Origin of the sequence: Micromonospora citrea (genome assembly GCF_049629545.1) — a bacterium.
GTDB classification, from domain to species: domain Bacteria; phylum Actinomycetota; class Actinomycetes; order Mycobacteriales; family Micromonosporaceae; genus Micromonospora; species Micromonospora citrea_A.
The window spans coordinates 92,603-108,213 of record NZ_JBNADX010000005.1; the positions used below are offsets into that span (position 1 = coordinate 92,603).

The 15,611-nt window shown below is 74.5% G+C and carries 15 protein-coding genes; 7 read left to right on the top strand and 8 right to left on the bottom strand.

The features are described from left to right. Positions 1–14: 14 nt before the first annotated feature. From ACPFP2_RS08255 to proB, 4 genes are all read right to left on the bottom strand, one after another. On the bottom strand, positions 15–338 hold the full coding sequence (locus ACPFP2_RS08255) for a hypothetical protein (RefSeq protein ID WP_424087702.1): 324 nt from the start codon (positions 336–338) through the stop codon (positions 15–17). A 3-nt stretch (positions 339–341) separates the two neighbouring features. Continuing rightward, on the bottom strand, positions 342–740 hold the full coding sequence (locus ACPFP2_RS08260) for a YbaB/EbfC family nucleoid-associated protein (protein WP_424087704.1): 399 nt from the start codon (positions 738–740) through the stop codon (positions 342–344). An 87-nt stretch (positions 741–827) separates the two neighbouring features. Further along, complete coding sequence (locus ACPFP2_RS08265; protein WP_424087706.1) at positions 828–2,078, bottom strand: glutamate-5-semialdehyde dehydrogenase; 1,251 nt, start codon at positions 2,076–2,078, stop codon at positions 828–830. Between the two features lie 11 nt (positions 2,079–2,089). Next, the gene (proB, locus tag ACPFP2_RS08270; protein ID WP_424087709.1) at positions 2,090–3,247 is read right to left on the bottom strand and encodes a glutamate 5-kinase; all 1,158 of its coding nucleotides are present in this window, start codon (positions 3,245–3,247) and stop codon (positions 2,090–2,092) included. Between the two features lie 13 nt (positions 3,248–3,260). Here proB and ACPFP2_RS08275 point away from each other — a divergent pair, with 13 nt between their 5' ends. Genes ACPFP2_RS08275 through ACPFP2_RS08285 form a run of 3 tightly spaced genes read left to right on the top strand, consistent with a single transcriptional unit; the run spans position 3,261 to position 6,573 of the window. Beyond that, a complete protein-coding gene (locus ACPFP2_RS08275) occupies positions 3,261–3,575 on the top strand; it encodes an MGMT family protein (protein WP_363873384.1) in 315 nt (104 codons plus the stop codon). A 32-nt stretch (positions 3,576–3,607) separates the two neighbouring features. Continuing rightward, entirely contained in the window at positions 3,608–5,065 is a 1,458-nt protein-coding gene (locus tag ACPFP2_RS08280) for an MFS transporter (RefSeq protein WP_424087711.1), read from the top strand. Further along, positions 5,062–6,573 carry a pyridoxal phosphate-dependent decarboxylase family protein gene (locus tag ACPFP2_RS08285; protein WP_424087713.1) on the top strand — a complete coding sequence of 504 codons (1,512 nt, stop codon included), beginning with the start codon at positions 5,062–5,064 and terminating at the stop codon, positions 6,571–6,573. Before ACPFP2_RS08280 ends, ACPFP2_RS08285 begins: the two co-directional genes overlap by 4 nt. Positions 6,574–6,721: 148 nt before the next feature. Here the strand turns inward: ACPFP2_RS08285 and ACPFP2_RS08290 are convergent, their stop codons facing one another. The 3 genes from ACPFP2_RS08290 to ACPFP2_RS08300 all read right to left on the bottom strand — a co-directional run bounded on the left by ACPFP2_RS08290 (position 6,722) and on the right by ACPFP2_RS08300 (position 9,590). Beyond that, positions 6,722–7,927, bottom strand: a complete 1,206-nt coding sequence (locus ACPFP2_RS08290; protein ID WP_424087715.1) for a hypothetical protein — start codon at positions 7,925–7,927, stop codon at positions 6,722–6,724. Beyond that, the gene (locus ACPFP2_RS08295; protein WP_424087717.1) at positions 7,920–8,468 is read right to left on the bottom strand and encodes a SigE family RNA polymerase sigma factor; all 549 of its coding nucleotides are present in this window, start codon (positions 8,466–8,468) and stop codon (positions 7,920–7,922) included. The genes ACPFP2_RS08290 and ACPFP2_RS08295 overlap by 8 nt, the downstream gene beginning before the upstream one ends. Positions 8,469–8,642: 174 nt before the next feature. Further along, positions 8,643–9,590, bottom strand: a complete 948-nt coding sequence (locus ACPFP2_RS08300; protein WP_424087719.1) for a hypothetical protein — start codon at positions 9,588–9,590, stop codon at positions 8,643–8,645. 172 nt (positions 9,591–9,762) lie between these two features. On the opposite strand from ACPFP2_RS08300, the gene ACPFP2_RS08305 reads away from it, so the two are divergent. The 4 genes from ACPFP2_RS08305 (at position 9,763) to ACPFP2_RS08320 (ending at position 14,494) form a co-directional block, all read left to right on the top strand. After that, entirely contained in the window at positions 9,763–10,341 is a 579-nt protein-coding gene (locus tag ACPFP2_RS08305; protein WP_424087720.1) for an NADH-quinone oxidoreductase subunit B, read from the top strand. A 90-nt stretch (positions 10,342–10,431) separates the two neighbouring features. Next, positions 10,432–12,348, top strand: a complete 1,917-nt coding sequence (locus tag ACPFP2_RS08310; protein ID WP_424087722.1) for a hypothetical protein — start codon at positions 10,432–10,434, stop codon at positions 12,346–12,348. A 116-nt stretch (positions 12,349–12,464) separates the two neighbouring features. After that, entirely contained in the window at positions 12,465–13,781 is a 1,317-nt protein-coding gene (locus tag ACPFP2_RS08315; protein ID WP_424087724.1) for a DUF2252 domain-containing protein, read from the top strand. A 5-nt stretch (positions 13,782–13,786) separates the two neighbouring features. Further along, complete coding sequence (locus ACPFP2_RS08320; RefSeq protein WP_424087726.1) at positions 13,787–14,494, top strand: hypothetical protein; 708 nt, start codon at positions 13,787–13,789, stop codon at positions 14,492–14,494. Positions 14,495–14,502: 8 nt separating this feature from the next. On the opposite strand, the gene ACPFP2_RS08325 is transcribed toward ACPFP2_RS08320, so the two are convergent. Next, on the bottom strand, positions 14,503–15,552 hold the full coding sequence (locus ACPFP2_RS08325; protein ID WP_424087728.1) for a glucose 1-dehydrogenase: 1,050 nt from the start codon (positions 15,550–15,552) through the stop codon (positions 14,503–14,505). Positions 15,553–15,611 lie beyond the last annotated feature (59 nt).

Below are 15,611 nucleotides of genomic sequence, written 5' to 3' on the forward strand. Positions count from 1 at the left end.
CTCTCTTCCGGGGCTCAGCCCAGCTTGCCGAGGATCGAGCGGAACGCCTCGGAGACGCCGTCCTCCACGGCCTGGTAACCGTCCGCCATTCCGCGCAGGCTCTCGGCGTACGACTCCAGTTCGGTGATGTTGGTGCCCAGGCACTCGGTCAGCGCGTCCACGCACGCCTGGTGCGCGACACCCAGCAGCATGCCGATGTCGTCGACGCCGAACGCCTGCTCGTACCCGGCCACTGCGGCCTGGAAGGACTCGAAGGTCTGGCGCACGCTCTCCTTGGCCTCGCCGAGCTGCTCGGCGCCCCGGCGCAGCGCGTCGATGTCGACGTCGAGGGGTTCCACGGCTCAGCTCCGCTGCTGGAGCTTGCGCATGGTCTCGCTGATCGCGAGGCTCATCTCCCGCATCTGCCGCAGGCCCTGGTCCTGGATCCGTTCCAGGGTGGCGGTCATCGCCGCCAGGTCGGGCATCGGCTCGGCGCCGACGCCCGGGTCCTGCCCGTCGAGGGCGGCGTTCACCGCCCGGCGCAGCTCGTCGGCGAGGTACTCCGAGCCGTCGCGCAGGACCCGGGGGTCGATCTCGACCGCGCTGAGTCGCCCGTCGGTGCCGAGGGTGACCCGGAGCCGCCCGTCGGCGGCCTCCGCCACCGACTCCTCCCGCTCCCGCGGGACGGCGCTGCGGGAGACCTCCCGCAGCGCGGCCCGTGCCTGCGCCAGTTGCTGCTCCAGCGCGCTGTCGTCCAGCATGCCGCCTCCCCAGACCAGCCGTGCCGAATCCGCGCCCCAGCCTAGCGATCCGGTGCGACCCCCCGGGGGCCCCTCCACAGGAGAGGCTCAGCCGCGCAGGTGGCCGTCCCCGGTGACCACGTACTTGGTGGAGGTCAGCTCGGGCAGGCCCATCGGGCCGCGGGCGTGCAGCTTCTGGGTGGAGATGCCGATCTCCGCGCCGAAACCGAACTCGCCGCCGTCGGTGAACCGGGTCGAGGCGTTCACCATCACCGCCGCCGCGTCCACCCGGGCCACGAACTCGCGGGCCGCCGGCTGCGAGTCGGTGACGATCGCCTCGGTGTGCCCGGTGCCGTACCGGCGAATGTGCGCGACCGCCGCGTCCAGGGAGTCGACCACGGCCACCGAGATGTCGGCCGACAGGTACTCGGTGGCGAAGTCCTCGTCGGTGGCCGGGACGACGGCGTCGGAGTGGGCGGCCACCCGCGCGTCGCCGTGCACGGTGACCCCGGCCTCGGCGAACGCGGCCAGCACGGGCGGCAGGAAGGCGTCCGCGACGGCCGCGTGCACCAGCAGCGACTCGGCCGTGTTGCAGGTGGACAGCCGCTGCGTCTTGGCGTTCAGGGTGATCGCCACCGCCTTGGCGACGTCGGCGGCGGCGTCGACGTACACGTGGCAGTTGCCGACCCCGGTCTCGATCACCGGCACCGTCGACTCCTCCACCACGGTGCGGATCAGCGACGCGCCGCCGCGCGGGATCAGCACGTCCACCAGGCCGCGGGCGCGCATCAGCTCCTTGACCGAGTCGCGCGAGCCGGCGTCGAGCAGCTGCACCGCGTCGGCCGGCAGGCCGGCGGCGGCGACCGCGTCGCGCAGCACGGCGACCAGGGCGGCGTTGGAGTGGGCGGCCGATGAGGAGCCGCGCAGCAGGGCCGCGTTGCCGGACTTCAGGCAGATCCCGGCGGCGTCCACGGTGACGTTCGGGCGGGCCTCGTAGATGATGCCGACCACCCCGAACGGCACCCGGACCTGGCGCAGCTCCAGGCCGTTGGGCAGGGTGGAGCCGCGGACCACCTCGCCCACCGGGTCGGGCAGGGCGGCCATCTGGCGCAGCGCGTCGGCGATGCCCGCGACCCGGCCCGCGTCGAGGGCGAGCCGGTCCAGCACGGCCGCGCTCAGCCCGGCCTCCCGCCCGGCCGCCAGGTCCGCCGCGTTCGCGGTCAGGATCTCCGGGGTACGCGCCACCAGCGCGTCGGCCATCGCGTGCAGCGCGGCGTCCTTGGCGGTACGCGTGGCGACGGCCAGTTCGCCCGCCGCCTCCCGGGCCCGGCGGGCCTGCTCGCTGACGCTCGCCTTCATCCGCAAACTCCTCACAGCAGCACGAGGTCGTCACGGTGGACGACCTCCCGTTCGTACGCCGGGCCGAGCGCCGCGGCGAGCTCTCCGGTGGAGCGGCCGAGCAGCCCCGGCAGCTCCACCGCGTCGTAGTTGACCAGCCCCCGGGCCACCGGCGCGCCCTCGGCGTCCACCAGGTCGACCGGGTCGCCGGCGGTGAACGCGCCGTCCACGGCGGTGATCCCGGCGGGCAGCAGCGACTTGCGCCGCCCCACCACGGCCTGCACCGCCCCCGGGTCGAGGTGCAGCCGGCCCCGGGGCGCGGTGGCGTGGGCCAGCCAGAAGAGCCGGGCGGCGGGTCGGCGGCTGCTCGGGTGGAAGTAGGTGCCGACCGCCTCGCCGGCCAGCGCGTCGCCGGCCAGCGGCGCGGCGGTGAGCACCACCGGGATGCCGAAGCCGGTGGCGATCCGGGCCGCCTCGACCTTGGTGACCATGCCGCCGGTGCCGACCCCGGCCCGGCCGGCCCCGCCGATGTCGATGCCGGCCAGGTCGCCCGCGCCGCGCACCTCGGTGATCCGGCTGCTGCCCGGCTGGGTCGGGTCGCCGGTCCAGAGCGCGTCCACGTCCGACAGGAGCACCAGCAGGTCGGCGTCGACCAGGGCGGCGACCAGGGCGGCCAGCCGGTCGTTGTCGCCGAACCGGATCTCCTCGGTGGCGACCGTGTCGTTCTCGTTGACGATCGGCACCGCGCGCAGGTCGAGCAGCTTGCGCAGGGTCCGGTACGCGTTGCGGTAGTGCGCCCGCCGGGTCACGTCGTCGACGGTGAGCAGCACCTGCCCGACGGTGAGCCGGTGCCGGGCGAAGCCGGCCGCGTACCGGCCGATCAGCAGGCCCTGCCCGACGCTGGCGGCGGCCTGCTGGGTGGCCAGGTCGCGCGGGCGCCGGGCCAGCCCGAGCGGGGCCAGGCCGGCGGCGATCGCGCCGGAGGAGACCAGCACCACCTCGCGGCCGGCGGCGGCGAGCGCGCCCAGGGTGTCGACCAGGGCGTCGACCCGGGCGTCGTCCAGCCCACCGGCGGCGGTGGTCAGCGAGGACGACCCGATCTTGACGACGACCCGCCGGGCCTGGGTGACTGCTTCGCGCACCCGACCATTCTGCGCGGTCGGTCCCGCCGGGCCTCGGCGCGTTCCCATACTGTGGCAGCTCGTGACGCCTGATGAGTACGTGGAGGCGGTGCTCGCGCTGGTCGAGCGGATCCCGCCGGGCCGGGTGATGTCGTACGGGGCGGTCGCCGACGCCCTCGCGGAGCGGTCCGGGCGGGCCTCGGCCCGGCTGGTCGGCTCGATCATGGCCCGGCACGGCGGCGGGGTGCCCTGGCACCGGGTGGTGAACTCCGCCGGCCGGCTGCCGCCCGGGCACGAGGTGGAGGCGCGGGCCCGGCTGCGCGCCGAGGGTTGCCCGCTGCGCCCCGCCGGGGTGGACATGGCGGCGGCGAGCTGGTGGCCGGAAGAGGGGATGTGACCCGGGCCATAACGTGAGTAACATTCGGCCGCATGGACGCCCCGCCGGCCGCAGCCGGCTCCCCGGGCCCGGTCGGGGCCGCCCCGCCGACTGCACCGCCCGGCGCCGACGCCGCGCCGGCCACGCAGCCCTCGGCCGCCGTCGCGCCGGTCGCCGCCGCAGGCCCGGCCGAGGAGCCACTGCCCCGACGGGTGCACGCCGGCTACGCGCTCGGCTCGCTCGCCACCGGCGCGTTCGGCACCGTGCCCGGGCTGCTCCTGCTGCCGTACCTCACCGACACGCTGGGCGTGGCCGCCGGGGTGGCCGCCCTGCTGGTGCTCGTGCCGAAGGCGTGGGACGTGCTGGTCAACCCGGTCGCCGGGCGGATCTCCGACCGCACCCGCTCCCGCTGGGGGCCCCGCCGGCCGTGGCTGCTCGGCGCCGGGCTCGCGCTCGCCGTGCTCTTCGCCGCGATCTTCGCCGCGCCGTTCGGCAGCGGGCCGGCCGCCGGGGCGTACGTGGCCGTCGCCTTCCTCGCCACCGCCACCGCGTTCGCCTTCTTCCAGGTGCCGTACGTGGCGATGCCGGCCGAGCTGACCGGCGACCGCGCGGAGCGTACCCGGATGATGAGCTGGCGGATCGCGGTGCTGGCGCTGGCCATCCTGGTCTCCGGCGCGGTGGCCCCGATGGTGGTGACCGCCGGCGGCGACGGTGTCGCCGGGCACCGCTGGATGGGGATCTTCGTGGCCGCGCTGATCGCGCTCGGCGCGCTCGGCGCGTTCCTCGGCACCCGCGCCGCACCCGTCGGCGCGGTGACCGAGACCGAGCCGTCACTGCGCGCCCAACTCGCCCTCGCCGGGCGGCACCGGCCGTTCCGGGCGCTGCTGCTCTGCTTCGTGCTCCAGTCCGCCGGGGTGGCGACCATCCTGGCCGGGGTCAGCTACTTCGCCGACCAGATCCTGCGCGACCCGGCCACCGGTCCCACCCTGCTCTTCGCCTGCTTCGTCGGGCCGGCGCTGCTGGTCATGCCGCTCTGGACCCGCGTCGGCGCCCGGCTCGGCAAGCGGTCCGCGCTGGTCGCCGCGTCGGTGCTGCTCGCCGCCGGGGCCGCGGCCCTGGTCGCCGCGCCCGTGCTCCCGGCCGCCGCCGTCTACGCGGTGGTCGCGCTCCTCGGTGTCGGGTACGCCGGCCAGCAGGTCTTCGCCCTCGCCCTGCTGCCCGACTGCGTGGCCGACGAGACCGCGCGGACCGGGCGGCGGCAGGCGGGCGTCTTCACCGGCCTGTGGACGGCGGGGGAGACCTTCGGGCTGGCCCTCGGCCCGGGCATCTACGGCCTGGTCCTGGCGCTGACCGGCTACGTCTCTTCCGACACCGGCACCGCGGCGGCCCAGTCCGACACCGCCCGCCTCGGCGTGCTGCTCGGCTTCACCGTGCTGCCCGCCGCGCTGGTCGGCGGCGCGACGCTGCTGCTGCGCGGCTGGACCCTGCACCCCGACCCGGAGGACGCATGATCGACGAGAAGGGGCTCCCCGCCGACGAGGTGCTGGCCGAGATCCGCGCGCTGCGCGCGCTCGACCGGCCCACCCACGGCGGGCGGCTCTTCGCCTACGTCTACGACCCGGCGGTGCCCGGCCTGGACGAGCTGACCGCCGCCGCCCACGCGCAGAGCGCCCACGTCAACGGGCTCGACCCGACCGCCTTCCCGTCCCTGCTGGCGATGGAGAACGCCTTGGTCGCCGCCGCCGCCCGGCTGCTCGGCGGCGGCCCCGGCAGCGCCGCCCCGGACGTCGTCGGCAGCGTCACCAGCGGCGGCACCGAGTCGCTGATCCTCGCCGTCAAGGCGGCCCGGGACGCCCGACCCGAGATCACCGCGCCCCGGATCGTGGTGCCGGTCAGCGCGCACGCCGCCTTCGCCAAGGCCGCCCACCTGCTCCGGGTCACCGTCGACACGGTCGGCGTCGACCCGGAGACGCTGCGCCCCGCACCGGCCGACGTGGCCGCCGCCATCCGGCCGGAGACCGTCCTGGTGGCCTGTTCCGCCCCCTCGTACGCGCACGGCGTCGTCGACCCGGTCGCCGAGATCGCCGCCGTCGCGGCGGCCGCCGGGGTGCGCTGCCACGTGGACGCCTGCTTCGGCGGTTGGACCCTGCCGTACCTGCGCCGCCTCGGCGTGCCGGTGCCTCCGTTCGACCTCTCCGTCGACGGGGTCACCTCGATCTCGGTGGACCTGCACAAGTACGCGTACGCCCCGAAGGGGGTGTCGGTGCTGCTGCACCGCGACGCGTCGCTGCGCGCCGCGCAGTACTTCGCGTACGCCGACTGGCCCGGCTACACGATGGTCAACCCGGTGCTGGCGTCCACCCGCTCGGGCGGCCCGATCGCCGCCGCGTACGCCACCCTGCGGCACCTCGGCGACGCCGGCTACCTGCGGCTCGCCGCCGCCACCCGCGACGCGGTGACCGCCCTCGCCGGGGCGGTCCGCGACGTCGACGGGCTGCGGCTGATGGCCGAACCGGAGTCGACCGTCGTCTGCTTCACCGCCACCGACCCCGACCTGGACCTGTTCGTGCTCGTCGACGAGCTGACCGCCCGGGGATGGCACACCCAGCCGCAACTGCGCCACGCCGACCTGCCGCGCAGCGTGCACCTGACGGTGACCGCCTCCGTCGCGCCCCGGGTGGCCGAGTTCGGCCCCGCGCTGGCCGACGCGGTGGCGGCGGCCCGGGCGGCCGGTCCGGTCCGGCTCCCGCCCGAACTGCTGGCGCTGGCGACCTCGCTGACCCCGCAGGCGCTCACCCCCGACGTGGTCGCCGGGCTCGCCGCCGGCCTCGGCCTCGGCGCGGCGACGCCTGCCCCGAGCCTCGGCGCGGAAACGCCGGCGCCCGGGCCGGGGGAGGTCGTGGCCGCCGCGCCGGAGCGGATGGCGGTGGTCAACACCCTGCTCGACGCGGCGCCACCGGCGTTGAGGGAGCGGCTGCTGGTCGAGTTCGTGAGCCTGCTGCAACGTCCCGCCTGGTGAACCGTCCCCGCCCTGCTTCCGGACGGCCCGAGACGGAGCGGGGCCGGCCTGCTCGTCGGCGGACCCGTGCGCCACTGCCGGGCCGGCGCGGGGCGGCCGGACCGGTACGGGGCCCGTACCCCGTACCCCGTACCCCGTACCCCGCCCGTCACCGGTAGCCGATCCTCCTCGTGTTGTCGGCGGGCTCGACGTCGGGCAGGAAGTCGAACCCCTCGTCCATCGGCCGCACGTCCACCTCGGCCGTCCCCGCGCCGACCCCGGCCCCGGCGGCGGCCCGGAAACCGAGGGTGAGCCGGCGTTCCTTCCCCGCGTCCAACCGGGTCAGGTCGCAGGTCACCGGCCGGCCCGTGGTCCCCGGGTCGTTACGGCAGGCCGCCCAGCCGGGGCCGTCGGGGCGCAGCGCCGGCGGCAGGTCGAGCCGCAGCGCCACGTACGCCACCGGCACGTCGCCGGTGTTGCGGACCACGACCGTGACGCTGCCGGTGCGGGAGCCGTCGGGCGCGTCGGCGAGCACCAGGTCGGTGGCGGTGACCGCGACGTCCGCCCGGTGCGGGTTCGGCCCGAAGGCGGTCGGCCCGGACACCTGCCCGAACGACTCCCCGTTCCAGCGGTAGCCCCGCCACTGCCGCTGCGACCACTCGCCCGGCCAGCCCCCGCCCGGGTGGATGTCGCCGACCTGCACCCGGACCACGCCGTCGTCGCGCACGTCGAGCGCGATCAGCCACTGCGGCGTGTCGATGGTGCTCGCCACCACCCGGCCGACGGTGACCACCGTCCCGTCGGCGTCGCGGTCGAAGGCGACCACCTGCTGCGGCCCGCCGGTGCCGAGCGCGCACCGCACCAGCGCCACCGTCTCGGCGGCCCCGTCGGAGTCCACGTCGCCGTGGGCCAGGGCGAGCAACCCGTTGGCCCCCTCCCCGGGGTCGCCGCTCAGCCGTACCCCCCGGGTCGGGCAGCCGGGTCCCGCGCGCCAGGGCGGCAGCGTCACCGGCGTGCCGAGCAGTTGGGACCGGCTGATCCGGCCGTCCGGTGGGGTCGGGGTGGGGCTGGTGCTGCTCGCCGACGGTGTCGGCGTGGGGCTGGTCGACCCGCTCGGCGTCGGCGACGGGGTCGCGGTCGGGCTGGGGTCGACCGGGCCGGGGCGCGGGGTCGGCTCGTGCAGCGCCGCGTACCCGAGCGCCGGGCCGGTGAGCAGCGCGAGCGCCGCCGTGGCCGCGGCCACCAGATGGTTGCGGCGGCGTAGTCGTACGGTCCGCCGGACGGCGGCGGGTCCGGGCGCCACGACCTCGCTCAGCAGCGTACGGCGGTAGCGGTCGAACTCCTCGCTGAGAAGACTCGTCTCCCGTTCAGGCATCCCGCACCTCCTCGGTGGTCTCGCGCAGGTGCGCCGCCAACGCCGTCCGGCCCCGGTGCAGCCAGGACTTGACCGTCCCCTCGGCGACCCGTTCCTGGCCGGCGATCTCGGCGACCGACAGGTCGGCCAGGTAGTGCAGCACCACCGCCCGGCGCTGCTTCGGCGGCAACCGGGTCAGCGCCGCGTCCAGCGCCACCCGGTCCGGGTTCGGCCCGGCCACGTGCGTCTCCCGCTGTCGCATTAGCCACGACTGGGCGGTCCGCAGCCGTCGCCAGCGGCTGTGGCCGAGGTTCCAGGCGACCTTGCGGACCCAGGCCAGCGGGTCCTCGTAGCCGGCGACCCGGTCCCACCGCGCGTACGCCCGGCAGAACGCCTCCTGGACCAGGTCCTGGGCCTGCCCCAGATCCCCGGTGTACGCGGTGAGTTGGACGACGAGCCCCCGGAAGTGGGCGTGGTAGAAGTCGTCGAAGGTCAGTTCCGGCGGCTCGGGGTCGGGGTCCGGCGGTGGACCGTCGACCCGCCTTTCTCTCGTCACACTCACTCGTCCTCCCCGTGGTCGCCGGCGGTGCGTACCGGCACCGGTCACACGGCCGGACCGGCCGCGCGGTTGCGTCCGTTCGACGTCGATCTCTGTCGGGTCCGGGACAGCCGGGCCGGGACGCCGCGCCGCCGGCCGGGACCCCCGTGCCCGGCCGGCGGTGACGGCGCCGATGCGTCAGCCGTTGTCGGCCGCGCTGATCGCGACCGTGACGGCGTTGTCGGTCGGATCGGCGTCGGCCACCTCGTCGCTGCCGTACCAGGTGCTCAGCAGGAGACTGACCGGGCCCAGCTCGCCGGGGGCCGTCTCGGCCGGGGCGCGGAACAGCACGTCGAAGGTGCGCTCCTCGCCGCTGCTCAGCCGCCCGCCGGGGACGTCGAAGAACCCGCCGAAGCTCGGCGAATCCTGCGGTTCGGTGCCGGTGACCTCCACTCCGGCCGGCAGGTCCGCCCGGACGGAGAGAGAGTCGTGCGGGGCGTCCCCGGCGTACCAGACGGTCACCGGCAGCCGGCCGGCGAACCTGCCGTCGGGCTGCCGGGTCAGCCGCACCTCGCCGACGCTCGTGGTGATCGACGCCCGCGCCTCGTTGTCCTGGACGTACGGTCGCGGGTGGCGCAGCGAGCCGTCGGTGCCACGGAACAGGGTGCGGAAGTCGTCGGCGTCCGCCACCTGACCGGTGTCGCCGGGCAGCACCTCGACCCGCCCTCCGGCGGCGGACATCGGGTACGGCCGAGGCGCGGTCAGTACCTCGAACGTGACCGCGAGCCGACGCCGCTCACCGGGCTTCAAGTCGGGACCGTCCACCCCGCAGACGAGGATCCGCCGGCCTGCCACCCGTCCGTCGTGGACGCAGGCCCCGGTCGGCTGGAGGCCGCGGAACGAGCCGGCCACCGGCTCGGTGATCCGGATGCTGTAGTACTGCGCCGCACCGCTGTTGTTGGTGACGGTCACCGACAGGCTGCCCTGGTAACCCCGACCGGTCGGGGTCAGGACGAGTCGCCCCGCGTCGATCGAGGCGGCCGCCGCGGTGGGTGTGGCCGACGCGGCGGTGGCCGGCACCGCCGTCAGTACGGCGAGTGCCGCACCGAGCAGGGTGCCGGTCCGTGATGCGGTGAGTGTGGTCATGGCGCTTCCTCCCGTGGTCCCCGTTGCGCGGCGGACGCCGCGCGAAGTGGTGGTGCGGTGCCGGCGGCCGGTGCGGCCCGCCGTCATACCGGTAGGAGCCGCTGCCGGCCCACCGGGTTGCGCCCGACCGCTGTGGTTGACTGTCCGGTGGGAGACAGGGGAGGAGGCGGTCGTGCAGTTGCCGGGAGTGCTCGGCGAGCCGATCCGGTTCGTGCTCAACTGGGGCCGCCGCTACTCGCTCTGGGTCTTCAACTTCGGCCTGGCCTGCTGCGCGATCGAGTTCATCGCCACCAGCATGGGGCGGCACGACTTCATGCGGCTGGGCGTGATCCCGTTCGCCCACGGCCCCCGGCAGGCCGACCTGATGGTGGTCTCCGGCACGGTCACCGACAAGATGGCCCCGGCGATCAAGCGCCTCTACGACCAGATGCCCGAACCGAAGTACGTCATCTCCTTCGGCGCCTGCTCCAACTGCGGCGGCCCGTACTGGGACTCGTACTCGGTGACCAAGGGCGTCGACCAGCTCATCCCGGTCGACGTGTACGTGCCCGGCTGCCCGCCGCGGCCGGAGGCGCTGCTGCACGGCATCCTCCGCCTCCAGGAGAAGATCGCCGCCGAGCAGTCCGGCATCGGCGGGGTGACCCGCCCCGACCCGCTGGCCCCGCCGGTGGACGCCGCGCCCCGCGACGCCGGGCCGCCGCGCCCCGTCGACTCGCTCACCGCCCCACCGGTCCGCCCGCCCGCTCCCTGAGCCGCCGGCCGCCCCTCCGTGGCCGACCGGCGGGCCGACCGGGCCGAGCGGATGATCTTCGAGGTCGACGAGTGTCGCTATCTTGCTGGCATGAGACCCATGCGGGCAACGGGGGCCGCCCTCCTGGCGGCGCTCGCCACAGTCACCCTCTTCGCCGCTCCGGCGGCCGCCGACACCGTCGGCTACACCGGCGTCGTCACCGATCCCGACGGGACGCCCGTCACGAACGCGTGCTTCGCCGTGCACACCTCACCCACCGACGTCGCGGCGGAGCACTGTTCCGGCGCCGACGGCCGCTACACCATTCCCAGCCCGCCGAGCGGACCGCAGTACAAGGTCCGGATGTACGCCGAGGGCTTCCGCACCGAGTGGTGGTACAACGCTCCCGATCACCTCAACGCCGACGCCGTCTGGTTTCCCACGAGCGAGCTCGTCGAGCGGAACGTCACCCTGAGCCGGGGCTCCGCCGGCATCAGCGGCACCGTCACCGACGAGTACGGCGCAGCCGCCGCGGCCACCGTCCACGTCTACGGCGAGGACTTCTACTACGAGGCCACCGCCTACACCTGGGACCTCGGCGCCGGACGCTATGCGTTCCGGAACCTGCCCCCCGGCCGGTACCGGATCTCCGTCTCGGACAACGTGCGCGGATACCAGTGGGTGCCGCAGAAGGAGACCCGGGAGGAGGCCACGGTCTTCACCCTCACCGACGGTGACGCCCTGGTGGTGAACGAGGCATTCCTGCCGATGGGGGTCGTGGAGGCCCGGGTGACCGACGCGGTGACCGGCCTGCCGGTGCGCCGGCCCTGCCTGAGTGTCCTCGGCACGGGTGGCAACGACGCGGACGCCTGCGGCGAGAACGGGCTGGTGCGGATCCCGGCGGTGCGCCCGGGCGACTGGAAGATGTCCGTCGGCGGGGGTGCGTCGTACTTCGGCGTCGACGAGACCGAGGAGTACTACCGGGTGACCCGGGGCCAGGTCACCCGGGTCGCGTTCGCGCTCCAGCCCGGCGCGGCGTTCGCCACCACCGTCCAGGACGCGACGACGGCCACACCGGTCGGCGGCATCTGCGTGCACCTGGTGCGGCCGAGCTGGGGTGGCCAGTCCGCCCACATGCGCCAGTACTGTTCGGACGACGACGGCCACCTGGAGGTGGGCCCGTTCACGGAGGCGGAACTCGGCGGCTGGCAGCTCTACGCCTACCAGGCGACCAACCCGTACGACCCGCCGGTGAAGCGTTACGGCGCCCAGTGGATCACCGCGGACGGGGGCAGTGGCGACCAGCGCAAGGCCCTGACGGTGACGCTGAAGGCGAAAGAGACGATCACCCTGCCGACGGTGCGGATGGACCCGCCCGGCTCGATCACCGGAACGGTCCGAAACGCCTCCGGCGCGGTGGTCCCCGGCGTCTGCGCCTACCCGTACGCCTTCCACCCCGGGCAGGGCGCGAGCTGGGGGAAGAACTGCACGAACGCGGAAGGGCGCTACACCATCGAGAACCTCGGTCCGTACCGCTGGCCGGTGGAGTTCACCCCGAACGCCAACAGCGGATACGCCTGGCAGTGGTCCGGGGACGTGGCCGACCGGTTCGCCGCGACCATGACGCAGGTCGACCCGGGTGGCACGGCCACCGTCGACGCCCGACTGGTGACCGGCGGGGTGCTCGCCGGCAAGGTGACCGACGGGGCGGGCGTGGTCGACGCCGGCTACGTCTGGACGTACAACGCGCGCACCGGCGACATCGCGAGCCCGTCGCACGCCAACATCGCCCGGGACGGCACCTTCAGCCTGCGCGGGCACCGTACCCAGACCGTCCACGTCGAGTACGCGGACCTCGAGCGGCGCTGCTGGTACGGCCCAGGCGGGCGGAACTCGATCGCGGTCGCCGTGACGGCGGGGGCGACCACCACCATCTCGGCGGACATGACCCGCACCTGCGCCCGGCCGCCGGTGCGCGCCTCCCAGTACCGGCCGTCCACGACCACGGTCGGCGCGACGCTCCGCTGACCTCGTCCGTCCGGCGGGTGGGCCGGTCCGGCGGGTGTCGACCCGCCGGACCGGCCCACCCGGCCCAAACCCTCCGTCCAGCGCCCCACCCGCGGACAGGCAATCATCCTCCGTCCATGACCCACTCCGCTGACCGGCGTTCCGCCTTCATCGTCGACGTGCTCACCGAGGAGTTCGGCGCGTCGATGGCGCTCGACCCGGCGGCCTTCCGGCGCAAGTTCCGCAAGATGGCCGCCTCCCCGTTCGCCTTCTACCGGGGCAGCGCGTCGCTCTTCTACGCCGACCAGCTCGGCGACTTCGCCGACGACCGTTTCCTGGACGAGCGGACCAGCCGGGTGTGGATCCACGGGGACCTGCACGCGGAGAACTTCGGCACCTACATGAACGCCTCCGGGCAGCTGGTGTTCAACGTCAACGACTTCGACGAGGCGTACGTCGGGCCGTTCTCCTGGGATCTGAAACGCTTCGCGGCCAGCGTGGCCCTGCTCTGCTACGCCAAGGCCCTCTCCGACCGGGTGATCAGCGACCTGGTCGACGGGTTCGCCCGGTCGTACCTGACCGAGCTGCGGGCGCTCGCCGCCGGTGGGGACGACGCGATCGGCTCGATCACCCTGGACAACGCCGACGGGGTGCTGCGCCGGGTGCTCCAGCAGGCCCGGCTCAACACCCGGGTCGACCTGCTCGCCACGCAGACCACCATCGACGACTACGAGCGACGCTTCTCCCGCGGCGACGGCGTGTTCCAGGTCGATTCGGAGACCCGGGCGAAGGTCTGTGCCGCCTTCGAGGACTATCTCGACACGCTCCCCGAGCCCACCGCCCGGCTCCGGCCGGTCGCTGCCCACGTCAAGGACGTGGTGCTGCGCAAGGGCGTGGGGATCGGCTCGGCCGGGCTGCCCTCGTACAACCTGCTGCTGGAGGGGCACACCCAGGCGTTGGAGAACGACGTCGTCATCTACATGAAGCAGGCGCAGGTGCCGGCGGTGGCCCGGCACATCGATGACGAGCGGGTCCGCGGCTACTTCCGGCACCAGGGGCACCGGACGGCCGAGTCGCAGCGGGCGCTGCAGGCGCACGCGGACCCGTGGCTGGGTTTCACCGAGCTGGACGGGGTGGGCCAGCTCGTCGCCGAGGTCTCCCCGTACGCCGCCGACCTGGACTGGGCCGACGTCGACGAACCGGAGGAGTTGGCCGGGGTGCTCACCGACCTGGGTCGGGCGGTGGCCCGGATGCACTCGGTCGCCGACGACGAGTCCAGCCACGACCTGGTCGACTACTCCACCGAGGAGTCGATCGTCGCGGCGGTGGGTGACGACGTCGACGGCTTCGTGGCGCACCTGGTCGACTTCGCCCACGCGTACGGGGTGCGGACGCGGGAGGACCACCAGCTCTTCGTCGACCTGTTCCGCAACGGCCGCCTGCCGGGGATCTGAGCGGCGTGCCGCCCCGCCTGCCCCGGTCGGTCGCGGGCAGCCTGTTCGTGATCGCCCTGTCGAGCTTCCTGGCGGGGGTCGGCTGGGAGAGGTTCGCCGCCGGCACCATGCAGGAGCACCCGTACCTGGTCAACCTGCTGTCCGGGCTGACCGGTTTCTCCACCAGCGCGCTGGTGGTGACCCTCGGCGTCAACCGGTTCCTCCGGCGCGACCACGTCCGGCGCTGGGGTCGGGCGATGGGCGAGGCCGTCGGCCGGATCGAATCGGACATCCTGGACGTGGTCGAGTGGTACCTGACCGGCGGGTCGTACCGGCGTCGCCCGCAGCGGCGCTACGGCGGCCTGCTCGACGACGACGGGAGGGTCGTCGACATGATGTTGCGGCTGTCCGAGCGGGGCCTGCGGGCGGGACTGGACGGCAGTCGGCTCCCGCCGCTGCGGACCATCCTGGAGCAGCTGCTCACGGTGTCCGTGCCGGCCTTCGACCGGGCCTTCGACGTGGTGGCCGACCCGGCCGTGGAGCAGGCGCTCAGCGAGATCCGGGGCGGGCTGGAGCAGCTGTCCGACGACATCGACCGGGACGAGCTGAAGTCCGCGCTGCTCTCGGTGATGCTCGGGCTGACCGAGCTGGTGAAGGCGTACCAGGCCCTGGAGACGTACCAGCTCTACCGCGCCTCGGAGGCGCGGCGGGACCGTGCCCGGCGGGAGCGGTAGCCGCCGGGTCAGGCGGTGAAGTCGAGCACCACCTTGATGTCCTCGCCGCCGCCCGAGGAGTACGCCTGGGCGTACTCCGTCACCGGCACCCGGCGGGTGATCAGCGAGTTCAGCCAGGACTGGTCGGCCCGGGCGAGGGCTTCGGCGGCCCGGTCCCAGTGCCGCCGGTTGGCGTTGACCGAGCCGAGCACGACGTTGTTCTCCAGCACCAGGGCCCGGTTGAGTGCACCCGCGTCGAAGTCGATCGTCCGGCCACCGCTGGACACCCCGGTCAGGCAGACGATCCCGTTCGGCCCGACCTTGCACATGACGTCCAGCACCACCACCGGCGCGCCGGTGCACTCCACCACCACGTCCGGCTCCAGGTCCAGCTCACCCACCGTCTCCGTGTGATACGTCGCGCCGAGCGCCCGGACCAGGTCCGGCTTCGGGCCGGTGGTGTTGCGGTCCAGCACGTGCACGGACAGCCCGCGCTGGGTGGCGAGCAGCGCCGCCAGCAGGCCGATCGGCCCGGCGCCGGTGATCAGCACGCTCTGCGGCTTCCACTCCGCGCGGGCGCCGATCCGCTCGATGTGGTCCCACGCCTTGGCCACCACACTGGCCGGTTCCAGCAGCATGCCGACCGGGGCGAGGACCGGGTCCAGCCCCACCGCGAACTTCGGCTGCACCCGCCACCGGTCCCGGGCGAAACCGGGCAGCGCCTTGATGCCGTGCTCGGTGTACTGCCCGTTGCGGCACATGTCCCACTCGTCCACGGCGCAGTTGGGGCAGGGCAGCGGGTCGGGGTGCCGGACGACGCCGGCCACCAGGTCGCCAGCTTGCAAAGTGCCGGTCGGGTCCTCCAGCACCCGGCCGAGGGACTCGTGCCCGAGCACCAGCCGCTGCTGCCCGGGCGGCGCCTCGCCGTAGTGGCCCTCGATGATCTCCTGGTCGGTGCCGCAGACACCGACGGCGAGCGCCTCGACCAGGATCGCGCCCTCCTCGGCGGCGGGTTCGGGCCAGTCCGGGTCCAGGCGCAGCGAGTCGGGGACCCCGGGAGCCACAGTCACAGCGCGCACGGCTTCATCTTTCCCCGGTCCGGGGCCCCCCGCCGGGCAAAGCGGCAGATGCCCGCCCG

Bases quoted from the DNA above. Each gene is read 5' to 3' on its own strand.
- ACPFP2_RS08260 (WP_424087704.1), bottom strand. From the start codon at position 740: ATGCTGGACGACAGCGCGCTGGAGCAGCAACTGGCGCAGGCACGGGCC.
- ACPFP2_RS08310 (WP_424087722.1), top strand. From the start codon at position 10,432: ATGAGACCCATGCGGGCAACGGGGGCCGCCCTCCTGGCGGCGCTCGCC.
- ACPFP2_RS08315 (WP_424087724.1), top strand. From the start codon at position 12,465: ATGACCCACTCCGCTGACCGGCGTTCCGCCTTCATCGTCGACGTGCTC.
- ACPFP2_RS08300 (WP_424087719.1), bottom strand. From the start codon at position 9,590: ATGACCACACTCACCGCATCACGGACCGGCACCCTGCTCGGTGCGGCA.
- ACPFP2_RS08290 (WP_424087715.1), bottom strand. From the start codon at position 7,927: ATGCCTGAACGGGAGACGAGTCTTCTCAGCGAGGAGTTCGACCGCTAC.
- proB (WP_424087709.1), bottom strand. From the start codon at position 3,247: ATGGGAACGCGCCGAGGCCCGGCGGGACCGACCGCGCAGAATGGTCGG.
- ACPFP2_RS08265 (WP_424087706.1), bottom strand. From the start codon at position 2,078: ATGAAGGCGAGCGTCAGCGAGCAGGCCCGCCGGGCCCGGGAGGCGGCG.
- ACPFP2_RS08280 (WP_424087711.1), top strand. From the start codon at position 3,608: ATGGACGCCCCGCCGGCCGCAGCCGGCTCCCCGGGCCCGGTCGGGGCC.
- ACPFP2_RS08285 (WP_424087713.1), top strand. From the start codon at position 5,062: ATGATCGACGAGAAGGGGCTCCCCGCCGACGAGGTGCTGGCCGAGATC.